At 70.0% G+C, this 19,846-nt stretch carries 18 protein-coding genes; 1 reads left to right on the forward strand and 17 read right to left on the reverse strand.

Features of this window, described 5'->3' with window-relative positions; genetic code table 11:
* Window positions 1-59: 59 nt before the first annotated feature.
* From IEZ15_RS10100 to pyrR, 14 genes are all read right to left on the reverse strand, one after another.
* Window positions 60-2,204 (reverse strand): primosomal protein N', encoded by a 2,145-nt coding sequence (locus IEZ15_RS10100; protein ID WP_189276009.1) that lies wholly within the window; start codon window positions 2,202-2,204, stop codon window positions 60-62.
* A gap of 126 nt (window positions 2,205-2,330) precedes the next feature.
* Window positions 2,331-3,554 carry a methionine adenosyltransferase gene (gene metK / locus IEZ15_RS10105; RefSeq protein WP_114243484.1) on the reverse strand — a complete coding sequence of 408 codons (1,224 nt, stop codon included), beginning with the start codon at window positions 3,552-3,554 and terminating at the stop codon, window positions 2,331-2,333.
* A gap of 243 nt (window positions 3,555-3,797) precedes the next feature.
* A complete protein-coding gene (gene coaBC, locus IEZ15_RS10110) occupies window positions 3,798-5,000 on the reverse strand; it encodes a bifunctional phosphopantothenoylcysteine decarboxylase/phosphopantothenate--cysteine ligase CoaBC (protein WP_189276011.1) in 1,203 nt (400 codons plus the stop codon).
* 132 nt (window positions 5,001-5,132) lie between these two features.
* Window positions 5,133-5,405 carry a DNA-directed RNA polymerase subunit omega gene (gene rpoZ / locus IEZ15_RS10115; RefSeq protein ID WP_003970369.1) on the reverse strand — a complete coding sequence of 91 codons (273 nt, stop codon included), beginning with the start codon at window positions 5,403-5,405 and terminating at the stop codon, window positions 5,133-5,135.
* Window positions 5,406-5,485: 80 nt separating this feature from the next.
* Complete coding sequence (gene gmk, locus IEZ15_RS10120; protein ID WP_114243486.1) at window positions 5,486-6,103, reverse strand: guanylate kinase; 618 nt, start codon at window positions 6,101-6,103, stop codon at window positions 5,486-5,488.
* Window positions 6,104-6,141: 38 nt separating this feature from the next.
* Complete coding sequence (locus IEZ15_RS10125) at window positions 6,142-6,465, reverse strand: integration host factor (RefSeq protein ID WP_014157387.1); 324 nt, start codon at window positions 6,463-6,465, stop codon at window positions 6,142-6,144.
* 244 nt (window positions 6,466-6,709) lie between these two features.
* Complete coding sequence (gene pyrF / locus IEZ15_RS10130; RefSeq protein ID WP_189276013.1) at window positions 6,710-7,549, reverse strand: orotidine-5'-phosphate decarboxylase; 840 nt, start codon at window positions 7,547-7,549, stop codon at window positions 6,710-6,712.
* Entirely contained in the window at window positions 7,546-8,655 is a 1,110-nt protein-coding gene (locus IEZ15_RS10135; protein ID WP_114243488.1) for a quinone-dependent dihydroorotate dehydrogenase, read from the reverse strand. Before IEZ15_RS10135 ends, pyrF begins: the two co-directional genes overlap by 4 nt.
* Window positions 8,656-8,720: 65 nt before the next feature.
* Complete coding sequence (gene carB, locus IEZ15_RS10140; RefSeq protein ID WP_114243489.1) at window positions 8,721-12,029, reverse strand: carbamoyl-phosphate synthase large subunit; 3,309 nt, start codon at window positions 12,027-12,029, stop codon at window positions 8,721-8,723.
* Complete coding sequence (gene carA / locus IEZ15_RS10145) at window positions 12,022-13,164, reverse strand: glutamine-hydrolyzing carbamoyl-phosphate synthase small subunit (protein ID WP_189276015.1); 1,143 nt, start codon at window positions 13,162-13,164, stop codon at window positions 12,022-12,024. Before carA ends, carB begins: the two co-directional genes overlap by 8 nt.
* A complete protein-coding gene (locus IEZ15_RS10150; RefSeq protein WP_114243491.1) occupies window positions 13,161-13,742 on the reverse strand; it encodes a PH-like domain-containing protein in 582 nt (193 codons plus the stop codon). The genes carA and IEZ15_RS10150 overlap by 4 nt, the downstream gene beginning before the upstream one ends.
* Window positions 13,739-15,025, reverse strand: a complete 1,287-nt coding sequence (locus IEZ15_RS10155; protein WP_114243492.1) for a dihydroorotase — start codon at window positions 15,023-15,025, stop codon at window positions 13,739-13,741. Before IEZ15_RS10155 ends, IEZ15_RS10150 begins: the two co-directional genes overlap by 4 nt.
* 2 nt (window positions 15,026-15,027) lie before the next feature.
* On the reverse strand, window positions 15,028-16,029 hold the full coding sequence (locus IEZ15_RS10160; RefSeq protein WP_114243493.1) for an aspartate carbamoyltransferase catalytic subunit: 1,002 nt from the start codon (window positions 16,027-16,029) through the stop codon (window positions 15,028-15,030).
* 92 nt (window positions 16,030-16,121) lie between these two features.
* Window positions 16,122-16,706 (reverse strand): bifunctional pyr operon transcriptional regulator/uracil phosphoribosyltransferase PyrR, encoded by a 585-nt coding sequence (gene pyrR, locus IEZ15_RS10165; protein ID WP_114243494.1) that lies wholly within the window; start codon window positions 16,704-16,706, stop codon window positions 16,122-16,124.
* Window positions 16,707-16,928: 222 nt separating this feature from the next.
* On the opposite strand from pyrR, the gene bldD reads away from it, so the two are divergent.
* Window positions 16,929-17,429: a transcriptional regulator BldD gene (gene bldD, locus IEZ15_RS10170; protein WP_014044812.1), complete on the forward strand. Its 501-nt coding sequence runs from the start codon at window positions 16,929-16,931 to the stop codon at window positions 17,427-17,429.
* A gap of 158 nt (window positions 17,430-17,587) precedes the next feature.
* On the opposite strand, the gene nusB is transcribed toward bldD, so the two are convergent.
* The 3 genes from nusB to IEZ15_RS10185 are packed head-to-tail and all read right to left on the reverse strand — an operon-like array spanning window position 17,588 to window position 19,744.
* On the reverse strand, window positions 17,588-18,019 hold the full coding sequence (gene nusB / locus IEZ15_RS10175) for a transcription antitermination factor NusB (RefSeq protein WP_114243495.1): 432 nt from the start codon (window positions 18,017-18,019) through the stop codon (window positions 17,588-17,590).
* A 2-nt stretch (window positions 18,020-18,021) separates the two neighbouring features.
* Window positions 18,022-18,588 (reverse strand): elongation factor P, encoded by a 567-nt coding sequence (gene efp / locus IEZ15_RS10180; protein ID WP_114243496.1) that lies wholly within the window; start codon window positions 18,586-18,588, stop codon window positions 18,022-18,024.
* A gap of 49 nt (window positions 18,589-18,637) precedes the next feature.
* Window positions 18,638-19,744 (reverse strand): aminopeptidase P family protein, encoded by a 1,107-nt coding sequence (locus IEZ15_RS10185; protein ID WP_114243497.1) that lies wholly within the window; start codon window positions 19,742-19,744, stop codon window positions 18,638-18,640.
* Between the last annotated feature and the right edge of the window lie 102 nt (window positions 19,745-19,846).

A 19,846-nucleotide genomic window follows, 5' to 3' on the forward strand; every position in this document is an offset into this window, starting at 1 on the left:
CGCGCCCGATGCACGGCGGGGCAGCCGCATCTCCTCGTCCGGCCTCACCCACCGAGCCGTCACCCGATGTCCGGCGGATCCACCCTGATCCTGACCTGCGCACCGCCTCCGCGGGACATCCGCGCCGCCTGCGCCGCCTTCAGCGCGGCCGCAAGCGCCGCGCCGTTCCCCGGCGGCACCCTGAGCAGCGCCCGCTCCCAGGACTCCCCCGGCGGTGCGTCCCAGGGCCTGCGGGGCCTGCCCGGCTCGGCACCCGGCACCGGGACCGGGCCGAGCACCTCGGCCTCCGGCGGCAGTTCGGCGACCGTGAGGAACGCGGCGAGCGCCTCCGGCGAGCCGGTCACCGAGGCCATCCGGGACACCGGAGGGAAGCCGAGCTCGGCCCGTTCCGCCAGCTCACGGCGGGCGTGTCCGACCGGGTCCCAGCGCACCAGGGCCTGCACGGGCCGCAGCGTCGGCTCGGCGACGATCACCACCGTGCCACCCTCCGGCTGCCCCCTCACCAGCGAGGCCGCGGCCGTCCAGCGGCGCAGCGCCTCCTCGCCCGCCCGCAGGTCGGGGCGCCCGACCATCGCCCAGCCGTCCAGCAGCAGCGCCGCCGCGTAGCCGCCCTCGGCAACGGGTTCGGCGCCGGGGGTGCTGACCACCAGTGCCGGCGCGTCCGGCACCGAGTCGAGGATGTGGTCGCGGCCCGACGTCCGTACCGGAACCGCGGGAAACGCCCGGCCGAGCTCCTCGGCGGTGCGGCGGGCGCCGACGATCTGGGCCCGCAGCCGATTGGAGCCACAGGCGACGCAGTGCCAGGAGGTCTCGGCCCGCCCGCACCAGGCGCAGTCGAGATCCCGCTGGTCCGGTGCCTGAAGCGGCCCCGCACAGTGCCGGCACCGGGCGGGTTCACGGCAGCGCTCGCAAGCCAGCCGCGGTGCGTACCCGCGGCGCGGCACCTGAACCAGGACGGGGCCGCTGCGCAGCCCGTCCCGTACTGTCTGCCAGGCCAGGCTGGGCAGCCGGGCCGCCCTCGCGGCCCCGTCCCGCGCCAGCTCTCCGTCGCCGACCGTACGCACCAGGGGCGCCGCGATGCGGAGCTGCTCCCGGTCCGCGCGCAGCGGCAGCGCCCAGCCGCTCTCCACCAGCTGGGCGGCCTCCACGGTGCAGTTCGTACCACCGAGCAGGAATGCGCACCGGCCGTGCGCGGCCCGCAGTTCGAGCACCTCGCGGACATGCGGGAAGGGGGCATTGTCGTCGCTGTGGCTGGAGTCCCCGTCGTCCCAGACGGCGACCAGGCCCAGATCGGCGACGGGTGCGAACATCGCGGCCCTCGTCCCGACGACCGCCCGCACCGAGCCGCGCCGAACGGCGAGCCACTCCCGGTACCGCTTCTCCGGTCCGGAGTCGGCGGTCAGCAGCGCGTGGCGGCCCTCGCCGAGCAGCTCGGTGAGCGCGGCATCCACCCGCCCCGCGGTCCGGCCGTCCGGCACGACGACCAGCGCGCCGCGCCCGGAGGCGAGCGTCGCGGCCATGGCCCTGGCGATCTCCTGGGGCCAGTGCGGTCCGGGCAGCGCGGTCCATACGGCCCGGGGCGCTCCGCCCTCGGCCAGCGCCCGCAGGAACGCGGGCCCCTGGGCATATCGCTCCCAGCTCCCTGCCGACGGCGCGGGCGGCGGTGGCAGGGGCTCGGGCGAGGGCTTGGACTCGGCCCGTCCGTTCCTGGGCGGCACGGCGAGCTGCAGCACGTCGGCGAGGCTGCCCGCGTAACGGTCGGCGACAGCCCGCGAGAGGGCCAGCAGCTCCGGTCCCAGCACCGGTTCGGGCGATACGACATAGGCGAGCGCGGCCAGGGCTCCTGTGTAGTCCGATTCGGCGAGCCGCTCGATGAGGAACCCGTCGATCAGGCCGCCCCCTTCACGTCGCCCGCCGCGGACATTGCGCCCCCCGGCCCCGAATCGCACCCGTACCCGCACTCCGGGCTGTGCGTCGGCGTCCAGCTCCTCGGGCACGGCGTAGTCGAAGTACTGGTCGAGATGGAGCACGCCCTTGTTGACCAGCACTCGGGCGACGGGCAGCTCCTTGGCGAGCGCGGCGCCGCGCCAGGTCCGCGGCTTGGCCCGCGGCACGTTGGCCTTCCGCACCGTCTCCCGAATGAGCGCAAGCTGCTCCGGGGCCCCGCCCGCGGGGTCCTCGGATCGCTCGTTGTCGCTGCTCACAGCCAAATTCCTACCAGACACCACTGACACCGGCCCCGACGGGAGCAGACCGGCGGCCGCACACACCGGGGCCCGGACACCGCGTGCGGCGTCCGGGCCCCGGCGTACAGACTGCGGGCGGCAGGCTTACAGCCCGGCCGCCGTGCGCAGCGCGTCCACGCGGTCCGTGCGCTCCCAGGTGAAGTCGGGAAGCTCACGGCCGAAGTGGCCGTACGCCGCGGTCTGGGCGTAGATCGGACGGAGCAGATCGAGGTCGCGGATGATCGCGGCCGGGCGGAGGTCGAAGACCTCGCCGATGGCGTGCTCGATCTTCTCGGTCTCGACCGCGGCGGTGCCGAACGTCTCGACGAACAGACCGACGGGCTCGGCCTTGCCGATCGCGTAGGCGACCTGCACCTCGCAACGGGCGGCAAGGCCCGCGGCGACGACGTTCTTGGCGACCCAGCGCATGGCATACGCGGCCGAGCGGTCGACCTTCGACGGGTCCTTGCCCGAGAAGGCGCCACCGCCGTGACGGGCCATGCCGCCGTAGGTGTCGATGATGATCTTGCGACCGGTCAGGCCGGCGTCGCCCATCGGGCCGCCGATCTCGAAGCGCCCGGTCGGGTTGACCAGCAGCCGGTAGCCGTCGGTGTCCAGCTTGATGCCGTCCTCGATCAGCTGCGCGAGCACGTGCTCGACGACGAACTCGCGGATGTCGGGCGCGAGCAGCGAGTCGAGGTCGATGTCGCTGGCGTGCTGCGAGGAGACGACGACCGTGTCGAGACGGACGGCCTTGTCGCCGTCGTACTCGATGGTGACCTGGGTCTTGCCGTCCGGGCGCAGGTACGGGATGGTCCCGTTCTTGCGGACCTCGGAGAGCCGACGCGAGAGCCGGTGCGCGAGGTAGATCGGGAGCGGCATGAGTTCGGGTGTCTCGTCGCAGGCGTACCCGAACATCAGGCCCTGGTCGCCGGCACCCTGCTTGTCGAGGTCGTCCCCTTCTTCACCTGCGGCGGAACCCTCGACCCGCTTCTCGTACGCGGTGTCGACGCCCTGCGCGATGTCGGGCGACTGTGCGCCGATGGACACCGAGACGCCACAGGAGGCGCCGTCGAAGCCCTTCTTGGAGGAGTCGTAGCCGATCTCGAGAATCTTGTTGCGCACGAGGGTCGGAATGTCGGCGTAGGCCTTGGTCGTGACCTCACCCGCGACATGCACCAGACCGGTGGTGATCAAGGTCTCGACGGCGACGCGGGACCGGGGGTCCTCACGGAGCAGCGCGTCGAGAATGGTGTCGCTGATCTGGTCAGCGATCTTGTCGGGGTGACCCTCGGTGACAGACTCCGAGGTGAAGAGACGGCGGGACACATCGCTCCCTGGGGTTGCAGCGGCTGCTGGCTGATCATTTGGCGGACGGCCGGGAGCTGCGCCCGGCACGGTCCTGGGGTGAGTTTATCCGTCGCTGTCGCTCGGCGGACAGCGTGTCTCGCCCTTTGGGAGTTCTGTGACCTGCGACACGGCCCGTCGCAGTACGAAAATCGCCTCCCGAAAAAGCCATTTGCGCCTATATTTCAGGGGTTTTGGCTTGCGTGACGGCGTGAAACGAGAATGTCATCCGAGCCGCGACGACACGAGATCCCAGACCGTGTCGGCGAGCGCCTCCTTGGGACCGAACGGCACCGGGGTCTCACCGCCGTCGGCTGCGAGGACCACCGCTTCGTTCTCCTCGGAGCCGAATGTCCTGCGCTCCCCCACCTCATTGACGACGAGGAGATCGCAGCCCTTGCGGCGGAGCTTCTCGCGGCCGTTGGCGAGGACGTCGTCGGTCTCGGCGGCGAAACCGACGACGATCTGGTCCGGCCGGGCGCGTTCACCGGCGACCTCGGCGAGGATGTCGGGATTGCGGACGAGCTTGATGGGCGCGGGCTCCTGACCGTCCTTCTTCTTGATCTTCCCGGTCGCGTACTCGGCGGGTCGGAAGTCGGCGACCGCCGCCGCCATCACGACCACATCGGCGTCCGCGGCGGCCTTCAGCACGGCCTCGCGCAGCTGTATGGCGGTACCTGCGTGCAGGACGTCGGCGCCGGCCGGGTCCGGCAGACCGGTGTTGGCCTCGATGAGCGTGACCCGGGCGCCGCGGGCGACCGCGGTGCGGGCCAGCGCGAAACCCTGCTTGCCGGAGGAACGGTTGCCGAGGTAGCGCACCGGGTCGAGCGGCTCTCGTGTACCGCCTGCGCTGATCACGACGTGGCGGCCGGCCAGGTCGGCTTCGCCGGGCCCGCGGGCCAGCACCCGGCGGCAGACCTCGAAGATCTCCCCGGGGTCGGGCAGTCGGCCCTTGCCGGTGTCGACGCCGGTCAGCCGGCCGACGGCGGGCTCGATGACGACGGCGCCGCGGTGGCGCAGCGTCGCGACGTTCTCCTGGGTGGCGGGGTGCTCCCACATCTCGGTGTGCATGGCGGGCGCGAAGACGACGGGACAGCGGGCCGTCAGGAGCGTGTTGGTGAGCAGGTCGTCGGCGAGACCGTGGGCGGCCTTGGCGAGCATGTCGGCGGTGGCCGGGGCGACGACGACCAGGTCGGCGCCCTGCCCGATCCTGACGTGCGGCACCTCGTGGACGTCGTTCCAGACCTCCGTCGACACCGGGTGGCCCGAGAGCGCCGACCAGGTGGCCGCACCCACGAAGTGCAGCGCCGACTCGGTCGGGACGACCCTCACGTCATGACCGGATTCGGTCAACCGGCGCAGCAGCTCGCACGCCTTGTACGCGGCGATGCCTCCGCTGACCCCAAGAACGACCTTCGGCTTGTCCACTGCGTCTCCCCGCACTCGGATACGAACACCCCCATGCTGCCTCACCGCACCCGGTCCGATGCTGTCGCCCCGGGCATACCACAGGCCCGGCAGCCGTGGCCGCCGGGCCTGTGGTGAAGGTGCAATTCCTGCTTACTGCGCGGGGCCCTCGATGGCCTCGGAGGTGAGCAGGCCCGCGTTGATCTCGCGGAGCGCGATCGAGAGCGGCTTCTCGTGCACGTGGGTGTCGACGAGCGGACCGACGTACTCCAGGAGACCCTCGCCGAGCTGCGAGTAGTACGCGTTGATCTGGCGCGCGCGCTTGGCGGCGTAGATCACGAGGCTGTACTTCGAGTCGGTGGCCTCAAGGAGCTCATCAATCGGCGGGTTGATGATGCCCTCGGGCGTGGTGATGGAAGAGGACACTCTCTGCCTTCCGAAGGGGGTAAAGATCAAAGAAATCTTTGACAGTGCGGAGTTCCGTACTGCCGCGCGTGTCGACTGCGTCAGTCGCTGTCGGCACGGTGGCCGGAAGCCTCCAGCATCAAGGCTAGCAGCTCACGTGCCACGTCCTCGACGGAGGTGTTGACCAGCGTCGTATCGAACTCGGACTCGGCAGCCAGTTCGATCCTGGCAGCGGCGAGCCGGCGCTCGATCACCTCGGCGGATTCGGTCCCGCGGCCGGTGAGCCGGCGCACCAGCTCCTCCCAGCTCGGCGGGGCCAGGAAGACGAGCTGGGCGTCCGGCATCGACTGCCGGACCAGCCGTGCGCCCTGGAGATCGATCTCCAGCAGCACCGGCTCGCCCGCCTCCAGGCGTTCGAGCACGGCACGGCGCGGCGTGCCGTACCGGTTGCCGGCGAACTCGGCCCACTCCAGCAGCTCGCCATTGGCGATCAGCTTGTCGAACTCGTCGTTGTCCACGAAAAAGTAGTGGACACCGTTGCGCTCGCCGGGGCGCGGCTTGCGGGTCGTCGCCGACACCGAGAGCCATACCTCGGGGTGGGCCTTGCGCATATGGGCGACGACCGTGCTCTTGCCGACCCCTGAGGGGCCGGAGAGCACGGTCAGCCGCGGACGTACGTCCGGGGGTACGGGGGACGTCCCCCGGGATGTTGCAGCCATGAAGCGATTATCCAGGTTCTCAGGGGTGCCTGAGAACGTCAGGCGGCGCTGCCGCCGAACTCGCGCTCCAGGGATGCGATCTGGTTGGAGCCGAGACCCCGGACCCGGCGGCTCTCGGAGATGCCGAGCCGCTCCATGATCTGCTTGGCGCGGACCTTGCCCACGCCCGGCAGGGACTCCAGGAGGGCAGAGACCTTCATCTTGCCGATGACGTCGTTTTCCTGGCCCTGCTTGATGACCTCGTGGAGGGAGGCTCCGGAGTGCTTGAGTCGATTCTTGACCTCGGCCCGCTCCCGGCGAGCCGCGGCGGCCTTTTCGAGCGCGGCTGCGCGCTGTTCAGGGGTAAGGGGCGGAAGAGCCACGCCTACGTCACCTCGGATGTCGATCTGTCGGATACGGACCGGTGAGGAAGCTGGACGCTCCACACCAGGTGAGCGACGGACAACTTGTGTACGTCGGCTCTCGACGGAGACTAGCGGCCAAGACCGCTCGAGTCAGCGAGAACCAACGAAAAGTCCTGGTCAGCCTCAGCCGACCAGGACATTTCAGGCATAACAACCGAGTTTTTTGGTCAGGATTCAGTCAACACGCTGTTACGTGGCATGCTCACTTACCTGCGACGGCTGCCCGGACCTCGTCCGTGAGCCGTTCGGCGGCTGCGCGCAGCCCCGCCACGTCCGGTCCCCGGCTCAGTACGCCGCGGCTCACACTGGGCACCACATTGCCCACCGCGTCGCCGAAGACACCGGGCAGATCCGCGGGCGTCGCACCCTGGGCCCCGATCCCGGGGGCGAGCAGGGGGCCGTTGATGGCGAGATTCACTCCCGCGTCCCCGAGCGTGGCACCGACCACCGCGCCGACGGAGCCGAGCGGGGTGGCCCCCTCGTTCTCGGCGGCCATGTGGTCGAGCATCAGCTGGGCCAGCGAACGGCCGTCGGTGGCGGTGGCGCGCTGAACCTCCGCTCCCTCCGGGTTGGAGGTGAGGGCGAGCACGAAGACACCCGCGCCGGAGAGGACAGCCGCGTCGAGCGCCGGACGCAGCGAACCGAAGCCGAGGTACGGCGAGACGGTGACCGCGTCCGAGAACAGCGGCGAGTCCTTGTCCAGGTAGGTCGCCGCGTAGGCACCCATGGTGGAGCCGATGTCGCCGCGCTTGGCGTCCATCAGGACGAGTGCACCGGCCGCCCGCGCCTCCTCGACGGCCTTCTCCAGGACCGCGATGCCGCGCGAGCCGAAGCGCTCGAAGAACGCGGACTGCGGCTTGAGAACGGCGACCCGGTCCGCCAGTGCCTCGACGACCGTACGCGTGAAGTGCTCCAGACCTGCGACGTCGTCGTTCAGGCCCCAGGCGGTGAGGAGCGAGGCGTGCGGGTCGATGCCGACGCAGAGCGGCCCGCGGGTGTCCATGGCGTGGCGCAGGCGTGCGCCGAACGGTTCCGGGATCATGCGGTGGCCTTCCTGGTTTCTGCGCCGACGGCTTCGGCGAGGGTGGCGTACGGGGAGGCGGCCAGGCGCGCGGCCAGGCCCTTGTGGATCGCCCGGGCGTAGAACGGGCCCTCGTAGATGAAGGCGCTGTAGCCCTGGACGAGCGTGGCGCCGGCGAGAATGCGCTGCCAGGCGTCCTCGGCGTTCTCGATGCCCCCGACACCGACCAGGGTGATCCGGTCGCCCACCCGCGCGTACAGGCGGCTCAGGACCTCCAGGGAGCGTGCCTTGAGAGGCGCTCCGGACAGCCCGCCGGTCTCCTTGACCAGGGACGGCGAGGACTTCAGCCCGAGGCCGTCCCTGGCGATGGTGGTGTTGGTGGCGATGATGCCGTCCAGACCCAGCTCGACCGCGAGATCGGCGACCGCGTCGACGTCCTCGTCCGCGAGATCGGGGGCGATCTTTACGAGCAGGGGGACCCGCCGGTCGGTGACGGTCCGGTCGGCTGCCTCGCGCACGGCGCTGAGCAGGGGCCGGAGCGCCTCGGTGGCCTGGAGGTTGCGCAGGCCGGGGGTGTTGGGCGAGGAGACGTTCACGACGAGGTAGTCGGCGTGGCGGGCGAGCCGCTCGGTCGACTTCACGTAGTCGCCGACCGCTTCGGTCTCCGGCACGACCTTGGTCTTGCCGATGTTGACGCCGACCGTGGTCCGGAAGACCGGGTTACGGGTGGCCAGGCGCTCGGCCACGGCCGCGGAGCCCTCGTTGTTGAAGCCCATGCGGTTGATCAGCGCCCGGTCCGCCACAAGGCGGAAGAGGCGCTTCTTGGGGTTGCCCGGCTGCGGCTCCCCGGTGACCGTACCGATCTCGATGTGGTCGAAGCCGAGCATCGACATGCCGTCGATCGCGACGGCGTTCTTGTCGAAGCCGGCGGCGAGGCCGAAGGGGCCGTGCATCCGCAGGCCGAGGGCCTCGGTGCGCAGCTCCTTGTGGCGGGGGGCGAGCGCGGCGGCGACGAAGGTGCGCAGCACGGGGATGCGGGCGGCGAGGCGGATCCACCGGAAGGCCAGGTGGTGCGCCTGCTCCGGGTCCATCCGCTTGAAGACCAGTTGGAAGAAGAATTTGTACATCGGGGTGTCCTCGGTGTCCTCACAGAGAGGGGGACACCGTTTCCGGTGTCCCCCTGCTGGGCCTGCTAGTCGCGCGCCGCGGTCAGATGTTCCGCGTGTTCCTGGAGGGAACGTACGCCGACGTCTCCGTGGTTGAGTGCGTCGATGCCCTGGACGGCGGCGGCGAGTGCCTGGACCGTCGTGAGGCACGGCACGGACCGGGCGACGGCCGCGGTACGGATCTCGTAGCCGTCGAGGCGGCCGCCCGTTCCGTACGGCGTGTTGACGATCAGGTCGACCTCGCCGTCGTGGATGAGCTGGACGATGGTCCTCTCGCCCTGCGGACCGACGCCCTCGGACTGCTTGCGCACGACCGTGGCGTGTATGCCGTTGCGCTTGAGCACCTCGGCGGTGCCGGAGGTGGCCAGCAGCTCGAAGCCGTGGGCGACCAGCTCGCGCGCCGGGAAGATCATCGAGCGCTTGTCGCGGTTGGCGACGGAGATGAACGCGCGACCCTTGGTGGGCAGCGGGCCGTACGCGCCGGCCTGCGACTTGGCGTACGCCGTGCCGAAGACCGAGTCGATACCCATGACCTCGCCGGTGGAGCGCATCTCCGGGCCGAGGACGGTGTCGACACCGCGGCCGTGGATGTCGCGGAAGCGCGACCACGGCATGACGGCCTCCTTGACGGAGATCGGCGCGTCGAGCGGCAGGGTGCCGCCGTCCCCGTTCTTCGGCAGCAGACCCTCCTCGCGCAGCTCGGCGACGGTCGCGCCCAACGAGATGCGGGCGGCGGCCTTGGCGAGCGGCACCGCGGTCGCCTTCGAGGTGAAGGGGACGGTGCGCGAGGCGCGCGGGTTGGCCTCCAGGACGTAGAGGATGTCACCGGAGAGCGCGAACTGGATGTTGATCAGTCCGCGTACGCCGACGCCCTTGGCGATGCCCTCGGTGGAGGTGCGCAGCCGCTTGATGTCGTAGCCGCCGAGCGTGATCGGGGGCAGCGCGCAGGCGGAGTCACCGGAGTGGATGCCGGCCTCCTCGATGTGCTCCATGACGCCGCCGAGGTAGAGCTCGGTGCCGTCGTAGAGCGCGTCGACGTCGATCTCGATCGCGTCGTCGAGGAAGCGGTCGACCAAGACCGGCCGAGTGGGGCTGATCTCGGTGGACTCGGCGATGTACGAGGAGAGCCGCGTCTCGTCGTACACGATCTCCATGCCCCGGCCGCCGAGCACGTAACTGGGGCGTACGAGGACGGGGTAGCCGATCTCGTCGGCGATGGCCTTGGCCTCGTCGAACGTGGTGGCGGTGCCGTGCTTCGGGGCCGGGAGTCCGGCCTCGGCCAGGACGCGGCCGAAGGCGCCGCGGTCCTCGGCGGCGTGGATGGCCTCCGGGGAGGTGCCGACGATCGGCACGCCGTTGTCCTTGAGTGCCTGCGACAGGCCCAGCGGGGTCTGGCCGCCGAGCTGGACGATGACGCCGGCGACCGGGCCCGCGAGGGACTCGGCGTGCACGATCTCCAGCACGTCCTCGAGCGTCAGGGGCTCGAAGTACAGACGGTCGGAGGTGTCGTAGTCGGTGGAGACGGTCTCCGGGTTGCAGTTGACCATCACGGTCTCGTAGCCCGCGTCGCTCAGCGCGAAGGAGGCGTGGACACAGGAGTAGTCGAACTCGATGCCCTGGCCGATGCGGTTGGGGCCGGAGCCGAGGATGATCACCGCCGGCTTGGTGCGGGACGCGACCTCGCTCTCCTCGTCGTAACTGGAGTAGAAGTACGGCGTCTTCGCGGCGAACTCGGCGGCGCAGGTGTCGACCGTCTTGTAGACCGGGCGGATTCCCAGGGCGTGCCGCACCTCGCGCACGACGTCCTCGCGCAGGCTGCGGATGTCGGCGATCTGGGCATCGGAGAAGCCGTGACGCTTGGCCTCTGCCAGCAGCTCGGGGCCGAGCTCGTCCGCGGCGGCCAGCTCGTCGGCGATCTCCTTGATCAGGAAGAGCTGGTCGACGAACCAGGGGTCGATCTTCGTGGCGTCGAAAACCTCTTCCTGGGTGGCGCCGGCCCGGATCGCCTGCATGACGGTGTTGATCCGGCCGTCGGTCGGGCGGACCGCCTCGGCCAGCAGCTCGGCCTTGTCGCCGGTCTCACCGGTGAAGGAGAACTGCGAGCCCTTCTTCTCCAGCGAGCGCAGTGCCTTCTGGAGCGCCTCGGTGAAGTTCCGGCCGATCGCCATGGCCTCGCCCACCGACTTCATGGTGGTGGTGAGGGTGGAGTCGGCGGAGGGGAACTTCTCGAAGGCGAACCGCGGGGCCTTGACGACGACGTAGTCGAGGGTCGGCTCGAAGGAGGCCGGGGTCTTCTCGGTGATGTCGTTCGGGATCTCGTCGAGCGTGTAGCCGACGGCCAGCTTGGCGGCGATCTTGGCGATCGGGAAGCCGGTGGCCTTCGAGGCGAGCGCCGAGGAGCGGGAGACGCGCGGGTTCATCTCGATCACGATGACGCGGCCGTCGGTCGGGTCGATGGCGAACTGGATGTTGCAGCCGCCGGTGTCGACGCCGACCTCGCGGATGATCGCGATGCCGATGTCGCGCAGCCGCTGGTACTCGCGGTCGGTGAGCGTCATCGCCGGGGCGACGGTGATCGAGTCACCCGTGTGGACGCCCATCGGGTCGAAGTTCTCGATGGAGCAGACGACCACGACGTTGTCGTGCTTGTCGCGCATCAGCTCCAGCTCGTACTCCTTCCAGCCGAGGATGGACTCCTCCAGGAGCACCTCGGTGGTCGGCGAGAGCGTGAGGCCCTGTCCGGCAATGCGGCGCAGCTCGTCCTCGTCGTGGGCGAAGCCGGAGCCGGCGCCGCCCATGGTGAAGGAGGGGCGGACGACGACGGGGTAGCCGCCGAGTGTCCCGACACCCGCCAGGACGTCGTCCATCGAGTGGCAGATGACGGAGCGGGCGGACTCGCCGTAGCCGATCTTGGCCTTGACGGCTTCGACGACACCCTTGAAGAGGTCGCGGTCCTCGCCCTTGTTGATGGCCTCGACGTTGGCGCCGATGAGCTCGACGCCGTACTTCTCCAGGACACCGTTCTCGTGCATGGAGATCGCGGTGTTGAGCGCGGTCTGGCCGCCCAGCGTGGGGAGCAGCGCGTCGGGGCGCTCCTTGGCGATGATCTTCTCGACGAACTCGGGGGTGATCGGCTCGACGTACGTGGCGTCGGCGATCTCCGGGTCGGTCATGATCGTCGCCGGGTTGGAATTCACCAGGATGACGCGCAGGCCCTCGGCCTTGAGGACGCGGCAGGCCTGGGTGCCGGAGTAGTCGAACTCGGCGGCCTGTCCGATGACGATCGGGCCGGAGCCGATGACCAGGACGGACTGGATATCGGAGCGCTTAGGCACGCTGGCCCTCCATCAGGGATACGAAGCGGTCGAAGAGGTACGCGGCGTCGTGCGGGCCCGCGGCTGCTTCGGGGTGGTACTGGACGCTGAAGGCCGGCTGGTCGAGGAGTTGCAGCCCCTCGACGACCTGGTCGTTCAGGCAGACGTGGGAGACCTCGGCGCGGCCGAACTTCGTGTCGGACACCTTGTCCAGCGGGGCGTCGACGGCGAAGCCGTGGTTGTGCGCGGTGACCTCGACCTTGCCGGTCGTACGGTCCTGCACCGGCTGGTTGATGCCGCGGTGGCCGTACTTCAGCTTGTAGGTGCCGAAGCCGAGGGCGCGGCCCAGGATCTGGTTGCCGAAGCAGATGCCGAAGAGCGGCGTCTTCCGCTCCAGGACGCCCTGCATGACGGAGACCGGGTGGTCGGCGGTGGCCGGGTCGCCGGGGCCGTTGGAGAAGAAGACTCCGTCGGGCTCGACCGCGTACACCTCCTCCAGGGTGGCGGTGGCGGGCAGGACGTGCACCTCGATGCCGCGCTCGGCCATGCGGTGCGGGGTCATGCCCTTGATGCCGAGGTCGATCGCGGCGACGGTGAACTTCTTGGTGCCGATCGCGGGGACGACGTACGTCTCCTTGGTCGCGACCTCGGCGGAGAGGTCGGCGCCCACCATCTCGGGGGCTTCCTTGACGCGGGCCAGCAGCGTGGCCTCGTCGGCGATGGCGTCACCGGAGAAGATGCCGACGCGCATGGCGCCGCGCTCGCGCAGGTGGCGGGTGAGGGCGCGGGTGTCGATGCCGCTGATGCCGACGACGCCCTGGTGCTCCAGCTCCTCGTCGAGCGAGCGCTGCGAGCGCCAGTTGGAGGGCACCCGGGCGGGGTCGCGGACGACGTATCCGGCGACCCAGATCCGCTTCGACTCGGGGTCCTCGTCGTTCACGCCGGTGTTGCCGACGTGCGGGGCGGTCATCACGACGACCTGGCGGTGGTACGAGGGGTCGGTCAGCGTCTCCTGGTAGCCGGTCATGCCGGTGGAGAACACCGCCTCGCCGAAGGTCTCCCCCACAGCCCCGTAGGCGCGGCCGCGGAAGGCGCGGCCGTCCTCCAGGACGAGTACGGCGGGAGCTTTGGCGGCTCCCCGGGTGGAGATCGTCATCGTGCGGTGCCTTCCGTAGTGCTGGTGAGTTGTTCGATGGCCTCGACCCAGGCCGGGTGCTCGGCCGAGTGGTCGGAGCGGAAACCGGAGTCGATCAGCTTGTCGCCGTGCGCCCAGGTGATGATCAGCAGGCCGCCCTCGGGGAGGACCTTGCCCGCGATGCCCTTGTCGAGCCGGGCCTCACGCAGTGCGGCGGCCGGGACGAAGAAGTCGGCTGCCCCGGGTCGTACGACATCGAGGCCCTGGTCGGTCAGGGTGAGCTCGACGCGGCTGCGGGTACCGAGGCCGTGGGCGACGATCCGGTCGAGCCACTGCCCGGCGGTCGTCGAGGCGTGGTACCTGCCGGTCAGCGTCAGGAGCTTCTCGCCGTCCGCGAACCCCTCCGGGGTGGAGCTGAGTTCCGGCAGATCGGACTGGAGACTCCCCCGCCACTTCCATCCCTGGCGCATCAGCCAGTAGACGAAGGCGATGAGGACGATCAGTCCGATGACCCAGCTGATGCGAGCGGACCAGTCGGTCACTTCGGCCGACTTCTGCTCGGCGGCGAACTGGAGGTACAGGGGGGTGAGTGATGTCACGCGAGCTTCCCGTCGACGACCGTGGCACGGCCCCGCAGGAAGGTGTGGGTGACTCGGCCCGGCAGCTCGCGACCCTCGTAGGGAGTGTTGCGGCTGCGGGAGGCGAAGCCCGCGGGGTCCACCACACCACGGTATGCCGGATCGACCAGCGTGAGGTTGGCAGGCTCACCGGCCGAGACGGGCCGGCCGTGTCCGTCGAGACGGCCGATGGCGGCCGGACGGAACGACATCCGGTCGGCGACGCCCGCCCAGTCGATGAGGCCGGTGTCGACCATCGTCTGCTGGACGACGGAGAGCGCGGTCTCCAGGCCCACCATGCCCATGGCGGCGGCGGCCCACTCGCAGTCCTTGTCCTCGTGCGGGTGCGGGGCGTGGTCGGTGGCGACGCAGTCGATGGTGCCGTCGGCGAGCGCCTCGCGCAGGGCCATGACGTCGGCCTCGGTGCGCAACGGCGGGTTCACCTTGTAGACCGGGTTGTAGGACCGTACGAGCTCGTCGGTGAGGAGCAGGTGGTGCGGGGTGACCTCGGCGGTGACGTTCCAGCCCTTGGACTTGGCCCAGCGGACGATCTCGACGGAGCCGGCGGTCGACAGGTGGCAGATGTGCACCCGGGAGCCGACGTGGGCGGCGAGCAGTACGTCGCGGGCGATGATCGACTCCTCGGCGACGGCGGGCCAGCCGCCGAGACCGAGTTCCGCGGAGACGATGCCCTCGTTCATCTGGGCGCCCTCGGTGAGGCGGGGCTCCTGGGCGTGCTGGGCGACGACACCGTCGAAGGCCTTCACGTACTCCAGCGCACGGCGCATGATCACCGCGTCGTCGACGCACTTGCCGTCGTCGGAGAAGACTTTCACTCCGGCGGCGGAATCGTGCATGGCGCCGAGCTCGGCGAGCTTCTTGCCCTCCAGGCCGACAGTGACGGCGCCGATCGGCTGCACGTCGCAGTAGCCGGACTCCTTGCCGAGCCGCCAGACCTGCTCGACGACACCGGCGGTGTCGGCGACCGGGAAGGTGTTGGCCATGGCATGCACGGCGGTGAAGCCACCGACGGCCGCCGCCTTCGTCCCGGTGAGGACGGTCTCGGAGTCCTCGCGGCCGGGCTCGCGCAGATGGGTGTGGAGGTCGACCAGGCCGGGCAGCAGGATCTGGCCCTCGGCCTCGACGACGGTCGCGTCACCGGCCTCGATGCCGGTGCCGACCGCGGCGATGGTCTCGCCGTCGACGAGGACGTCCTGGGGTTCGCCGCCGAGAACCTTCGCGCCGCGGATAAGGATCTTGCTCATGGTTACTTGTTCTCCTCGGTACGGGCGGGGGTGGCGGGCGACGGGTGAGCCGGGGCGGCGGGCCCGGAGCCGCCCAGCAGCAGGTACAGGACGGCCATGCGGATCGATACGCCGTTGGCGACCTGCTCGACGGCCGTGCACCGGTCGGAGTCGGCGACCTCGGCGGTGATCTCCATCCCGCGGACCATCGGACCGGGGTGCATGACGATGGCGTCCTCGGGCATCTTCGCCATGCGGTCGCCGTCCAGGCCGTAGCGGCGGGAGTACTCGCGCTCGGTCGGGAAGTACGCGGCGTTCATCCGTTCGCGCTGCACACGCAACATCATCACCGCGTCGGACTTCGGCAGCACCTCGTCGAGGCTGTAGCTGACGTCGCACGGCCACTGCTCGACGCCGACCGGGACGAGAGTCGGCGGGGCGACCAGGGTGACGTGCGCGCCGAGCGTGGTCAGCAGGTGGACGTTGGAGCGGGCCACCCGGCTGTGCAGGATGTCGCCGACGATGGTGATCCGGCGGCCTTCGAGGTCCCGGCCGATACCGGCGTCGGCCCCGACGAGGCGGCGGCGCAGAGTGAAGGCGTCCAGGAGGGCCTGGGTGGGGTGCTCGTGGGTGCCGTCACCGGCGTTGACAACAGCGCCGTCGATCCAGCCGGAGGTGGCGAGGCGGTACGGGGCACCGGAGGCACCGTGCCGGATGACGACGGCGTCGGCGCCCATCGCCTCCAGGGTCAGCGCGGTGTCCTTGAGCGACTCGCCCTTGGAGACGGACGAGCCCTTCGCGGAGAAGTTGATGACATCGGCGGAGAGGCGCTTGGCTGCGGCCTCGAAGGAGATGCGGGTACGCGTCGAGTCCTCGAAGAAGAGGTTGACGACGGTACGGCCGCGCAGGGTGGGGAGCTTCTTGATCGGCCGGTCCGCGACCCGTGCCATTTCCTCGGCGGTGTCGAGGATCAGGACGGCGTCGTCGCGGGTGAGGTCGGCGGCCGAGATGAGGTGACGCTTCATCTGGGTGTTCTCCGGGGGCTGGAGGGTTCAGGCATGCGGGCGCGCGGAAGCTGCCGTACGGGTTCGAGGTACTCCGTACGGGTGAAGTGCAGCTACTGCTCGCCCGCCGGGGCGGTCTGCTGGACACCGAGCAGCACGGCGTCGCGGCCGTCCTCCTCGGCGAGCTGGACCTTGACCGTCTCCCGCAGCGACGTGGGGAGGTTCTTGCCGACGTAGTCGGCACGGATCGGGAGTTCGCGGTGACCGCGGTCGACGAGGACCGCGAGCTGCACCGCGCGGGGCCGGCCGATGTCGCCCAGCGCGTCGAGCGCTGCGCGGATCGTGCGGCCCGAGAAGAGGACATCGTCGACGAGGACGACCAGGCGGCCCTCGATGCCCTCGCCGGGGATCTCGGTGCGGGCCAGGGCGCGCGCAGGGCGCAGCCGCAGGTCGTCGCGGTACATCGTGATGTCGAGTGACCCGACCGGCATCTTCCGGCCGGTGATCTCCTGGAGTTTTTCGGCGAGCCGGCCGGCGAGGAAGACGCCCCGCGTCGGGATACCGAGGAGCACCACGTCGTCGGCGCCCTTGGCGCGTTCGACGATCTCGTGGGCGATCCGGGTCAGTACTCGGGCGATGTCGGGAGCCTCGAGAACGGGGCGTGCCGCATTGCCGGTGGCTTCGTGCTGTGCGTCCATAAGAAACGGACCTCCTTCTCCGCCTCACTGGACGGACCTTAAAGGACGTCGAAATTGCGTCATCAACGTTACCAGGGCTTGCACAGCGCCCTGGTCACACCCCCGGGAGGTGCCGGTCCGGACCATTCGGCTTGACGCATCCAAGTAACGCTGCGTAACCTCACAGTGAGTTACCAGCCACGCGGCGCAGCCGCAAAAATGTTCCAGCGTCCGGGGAGCCTTATGTCCAGCGAATACGCAAAACAGCTCGGGGCCAAACTCCGTGCCATCCGCACTCAGCAGGGCCTCTCCCTCCATGGCGTGGAGGAGAAGTCCCAGGGCCGCTGGAAGGCCGTCGTGGTCGGTTCGTACGAGCGCGGTGACCGTGCCGTGACCGTCCAGCGTCTTGCCGAACTCGCTGATTTCTACGGAGTCCCGGTGCAGGAGCTCCTGCCCGGTACGACGCCCGGCGGGGCCGCCGAGCCGCCGCCGAAGCTCGTTCTGGACCTGGAGCGCCTCGCCCACGTCCCGCCGGAGAAGGCCGGGCCCCTGCAGCGCTACGCGGCGACGATCCAGAGCCAGCGCGGCGACTACAACGGCAAGGTGCTCTCGATCCGCCAGGACGACCTGCGCACGCTGGCCGTGATCTACGACCAGTCGCCGTCCGTGCTCACGGAACAGCTGATCAGCTGGGGCGTGCTGGACGCGGACGCGCGTCGCGCCGTCGCCCACGAAGAGGGCTGACACCCCTCGCAGAAACGTACCGCCGTGTCGGCACGGATTCACCCTTTCGGGTGTCCGCGCCGACACGGCTTTTTGTTGCCGACAACCGGCCTCCCACACGCCGAAGGGCCCACGGTCAAAAGACCGCGGGCCCTTCGTTGGCTGAACGCCGCCGGAGGCTACTGCTCCCGGCGGAGGTTCGGCTTGAGGTCCTTGAACCGGGCCAGCAGCCCGTTCACGAAGGACGGGGAGTCATCGGTGGAGAACTCCTTGGCGAGCTGGACCGCCTCATCGATCACCACTGCGTCCGGGGTCCCGTCCACCCAGATCAGCTCGTACGCACCGAGCCGCAGGATGTTCCGGTCGACGACCGGCATGCGGTCGATCTCCCAGTCCACGGCGTAGGTCACGATGAGGTCGTCGATCCGGTCCGCGTACTGCGCGTACCCCTCGACGAGCTCCATCGTGTACTCGGTGACCGGCGGCTGACGGGTGTCGGACCGCGAGTGCCGGACCCAGTCTGCGAGGACCGTCTGCACGGACTCACCGCGCTGGTCGGCCTCGAAGAGGATCTGGAAGGCGCGCTTGCGGGCCGTGTTCCGGGCAGCCACGGTTAGCTGTTCACCCGGCCGAGGTAGTCGCCGGTGCGGGTGTCGACCTTGATCTTCTCACCGGTGGTGATGAAGAGCGGGACGCCGATCTCGTAACCGGTCTCCAGCGTGGCGGGCTTGGTGCCGCCGGTGGAGCGGTCGCCCTGGACACCCGGGTCGGTGTGCTGGATGGTCAGCTCGACGGCGGCCGGCAGCTCGACGTAGAGCACCTCGCCCTCGTGCTGGGCCACGGAGGCGGTGAAGCCCTCGATGAGGAAGTTGGCGGCGTTGCCGACAGCCTTGCGGTCGACCATGAGCTGGTCGTACGTGTCCATGTCCATGAAGACGAAGTACTCGCCGTCCATGTACGAGAACTGCATGTCGCGGCGGTCAATGGTGGCCGTCTCGACCTTCACGCCGGCGTTGAACGTCTTGTCGACGACCTTGCCGGAGAGCACGTTCTTGAGCTTGGTGCGCACGAAAGCCGGGCCCTTGCCGGGCTTGACGTGCTGGAACTCGACGACGGACCAGAGCTGGCCCCCGTCGAGCTTGAGCACCAGGCCGTTCTTGAGGTCGTTCGTGGAAGCCACGGTTGCGGAATCTCCTGGACTGAAGCTGGTGGACAACCAAGGATGCGCGCTAGAGCGCGAGCAGCTCCTTGGTCGTAATGGTGAGTAGCTCGGGTCCGCCGTCCGCCTCGGGGCGCACGACGAGCGTGTCATCGATCCGGACCCCGCCCCGGCCCGGGAGGTGGACCCCCGGTTCGACGGTGACCGGCACACAAGCGTCCAGTTTACCCATGGCTGCAGGTGCCAGCTGCGGGTCCTCGTCGATTTCGAGCCCCACTCCGTGCCCGGTCCATGGTGCGAGGCCCCCGCCGTGGCCCGCGGAGTCCAGGAGACAGCGGGCCGCGCGGTCCACATCGCGGTAGGCGGCCCCCGGCACGAGAGCCTCGCGCCCGGCCCGCTGAGCGGCGAAAACCAGGTCGTAGAGCTCGATCTGCCAGTCGGCGGGCGCGGTCCCGATGACAAACGTACGGCCGATCTCACAGCGGTAGCCGCGATAGTTCGCGCCCAGGCAGACAGAAAGGAAATCCCCCTCCTCCACCCGCCGGTCCGAGGGGCGGTGGCGGCCCTGGCCGGAGTTCGGCCCGGTGGCCACGGAAGTGGCGAAGGCGGGGCCGTCGGCACCGTGGTCCACCAGGCGGCGCTCCAGCTCCAGGGCGAGATGCCGTTCGGTGCGGCCCACCAGGATGGATTCGAGGAGTTCGCCCAGGGCGTGGTCGGTGATCTCGGCGGCGATCCGCAGACAGGCGATCTCCTCCTCGTCCTTGACGACCCGCAGCTGCTCGACGGTGGCACCGAGATCGGCGAGCCGTAGCCGCGGGGCGATGGAGCTCATGGCCCGGTGGCGGGAGACCGTCAGATGGTGTTCCTCGACGGCCAGGGACTCCGCGCCGAAGGAGATGGCCAGACCGGCGGCCGCGACCACCGGATCGCCGTCGGTGGCCGGCATCAGTGACACCCTCAGCCGATCGTCGGTGCGCCCGTCGGCGGGATCGCCGGTCGGGGCGTGGGGGCAGAGCAGGACGTCCCCACCGGGGCCGAGCAGCAGCACGGCGCCGGGGGGCGCTCCGCCCGCGAGATAGCGGACGTTGGCGGGGCGGGAGACCAGAGCGGCCGCGGATCCGACGGCGGCGCACCGGTCGCGGAGCAGCTCGCGGCGGACGGCGTACACGTCTGACATGTCACGAGCCTACGAGTGGTGGCGCAGGCCTGCTCGGTCAGCGCATCCGACCGGGGGCCGCGGCCGGGCCCTTCACCGGACCGGGAACACCGCCCGATGGCG

Source organism: Streptomyces atratus, assembly GCF_014648655.1.
Lineage (GTDB): Bacteria > Actinomycetota > Actinomycetes > Streptomycetales > Streptomycetaceae > Streptomyces > Streptomyces atratus.

Coding starts and splice junctions, on each gene's coding strand:
- pyrR (WP_114243494.1), bottom strand. CDS start 16,706: ATGGACGCACAGCACGAAGCCACCGGCAATGCGGCACGCCCCGTTCTC.
- gmk (WP_114243486.1), bottom strand. CDS start 6,103: ATGGCTGCAACATCCCGGGGGACGTCCCCCGTACCCCCGGACGTACGT.
- IEZ15_RS10135 (WP_114243488.1), bottom strand. CDS start 8,655: ATGTACAAATTCTTCTTCCAACTGGTCTTCAAGCGGATGGACCCGGAG.
- bldD (WP_014044812.1), top strand. CDS start 16,929: ATGTCCAGCGAATACGCAAAACAGCTCGGGGCCAAACTCCGTGCCATC.
- IEZ15_RS10185 (WP_114243497.1), bottom strand. CDS start 19,744: ATGTCAGACGTGTACGCCGTCCGCCGCGAGCTGCTCCGCGACCGGTGC.
- IEZ15_RS10155 (WP_114243492.1), bottom strand. CDS start 15,025: ATGAGCAAGATCCTTATCCGCGGCGCGAAGGTTCTCGGCGGCGAACCC.
- carA (WP_189276015.1), bottom strand. CDS start 13,164: ATGACGATCTCCACCCGGGGAGCCGCCAAAGCTCCCGCCGTACTCGTC.
- pyrF (WP_189276013.1), bottom strand. CDS start 7,549: ATGATCCCGGAACCGTTCGGCGCACGCCTGCGCCACGCCATGGACACC.
- IEZ15_RS10160 (WP_114243493.1), bottom strand. CDS start 16,029: ATGAAGCGTCACCTCATCTCGGCCGCCGACCTCACCCGCGACGACGCC.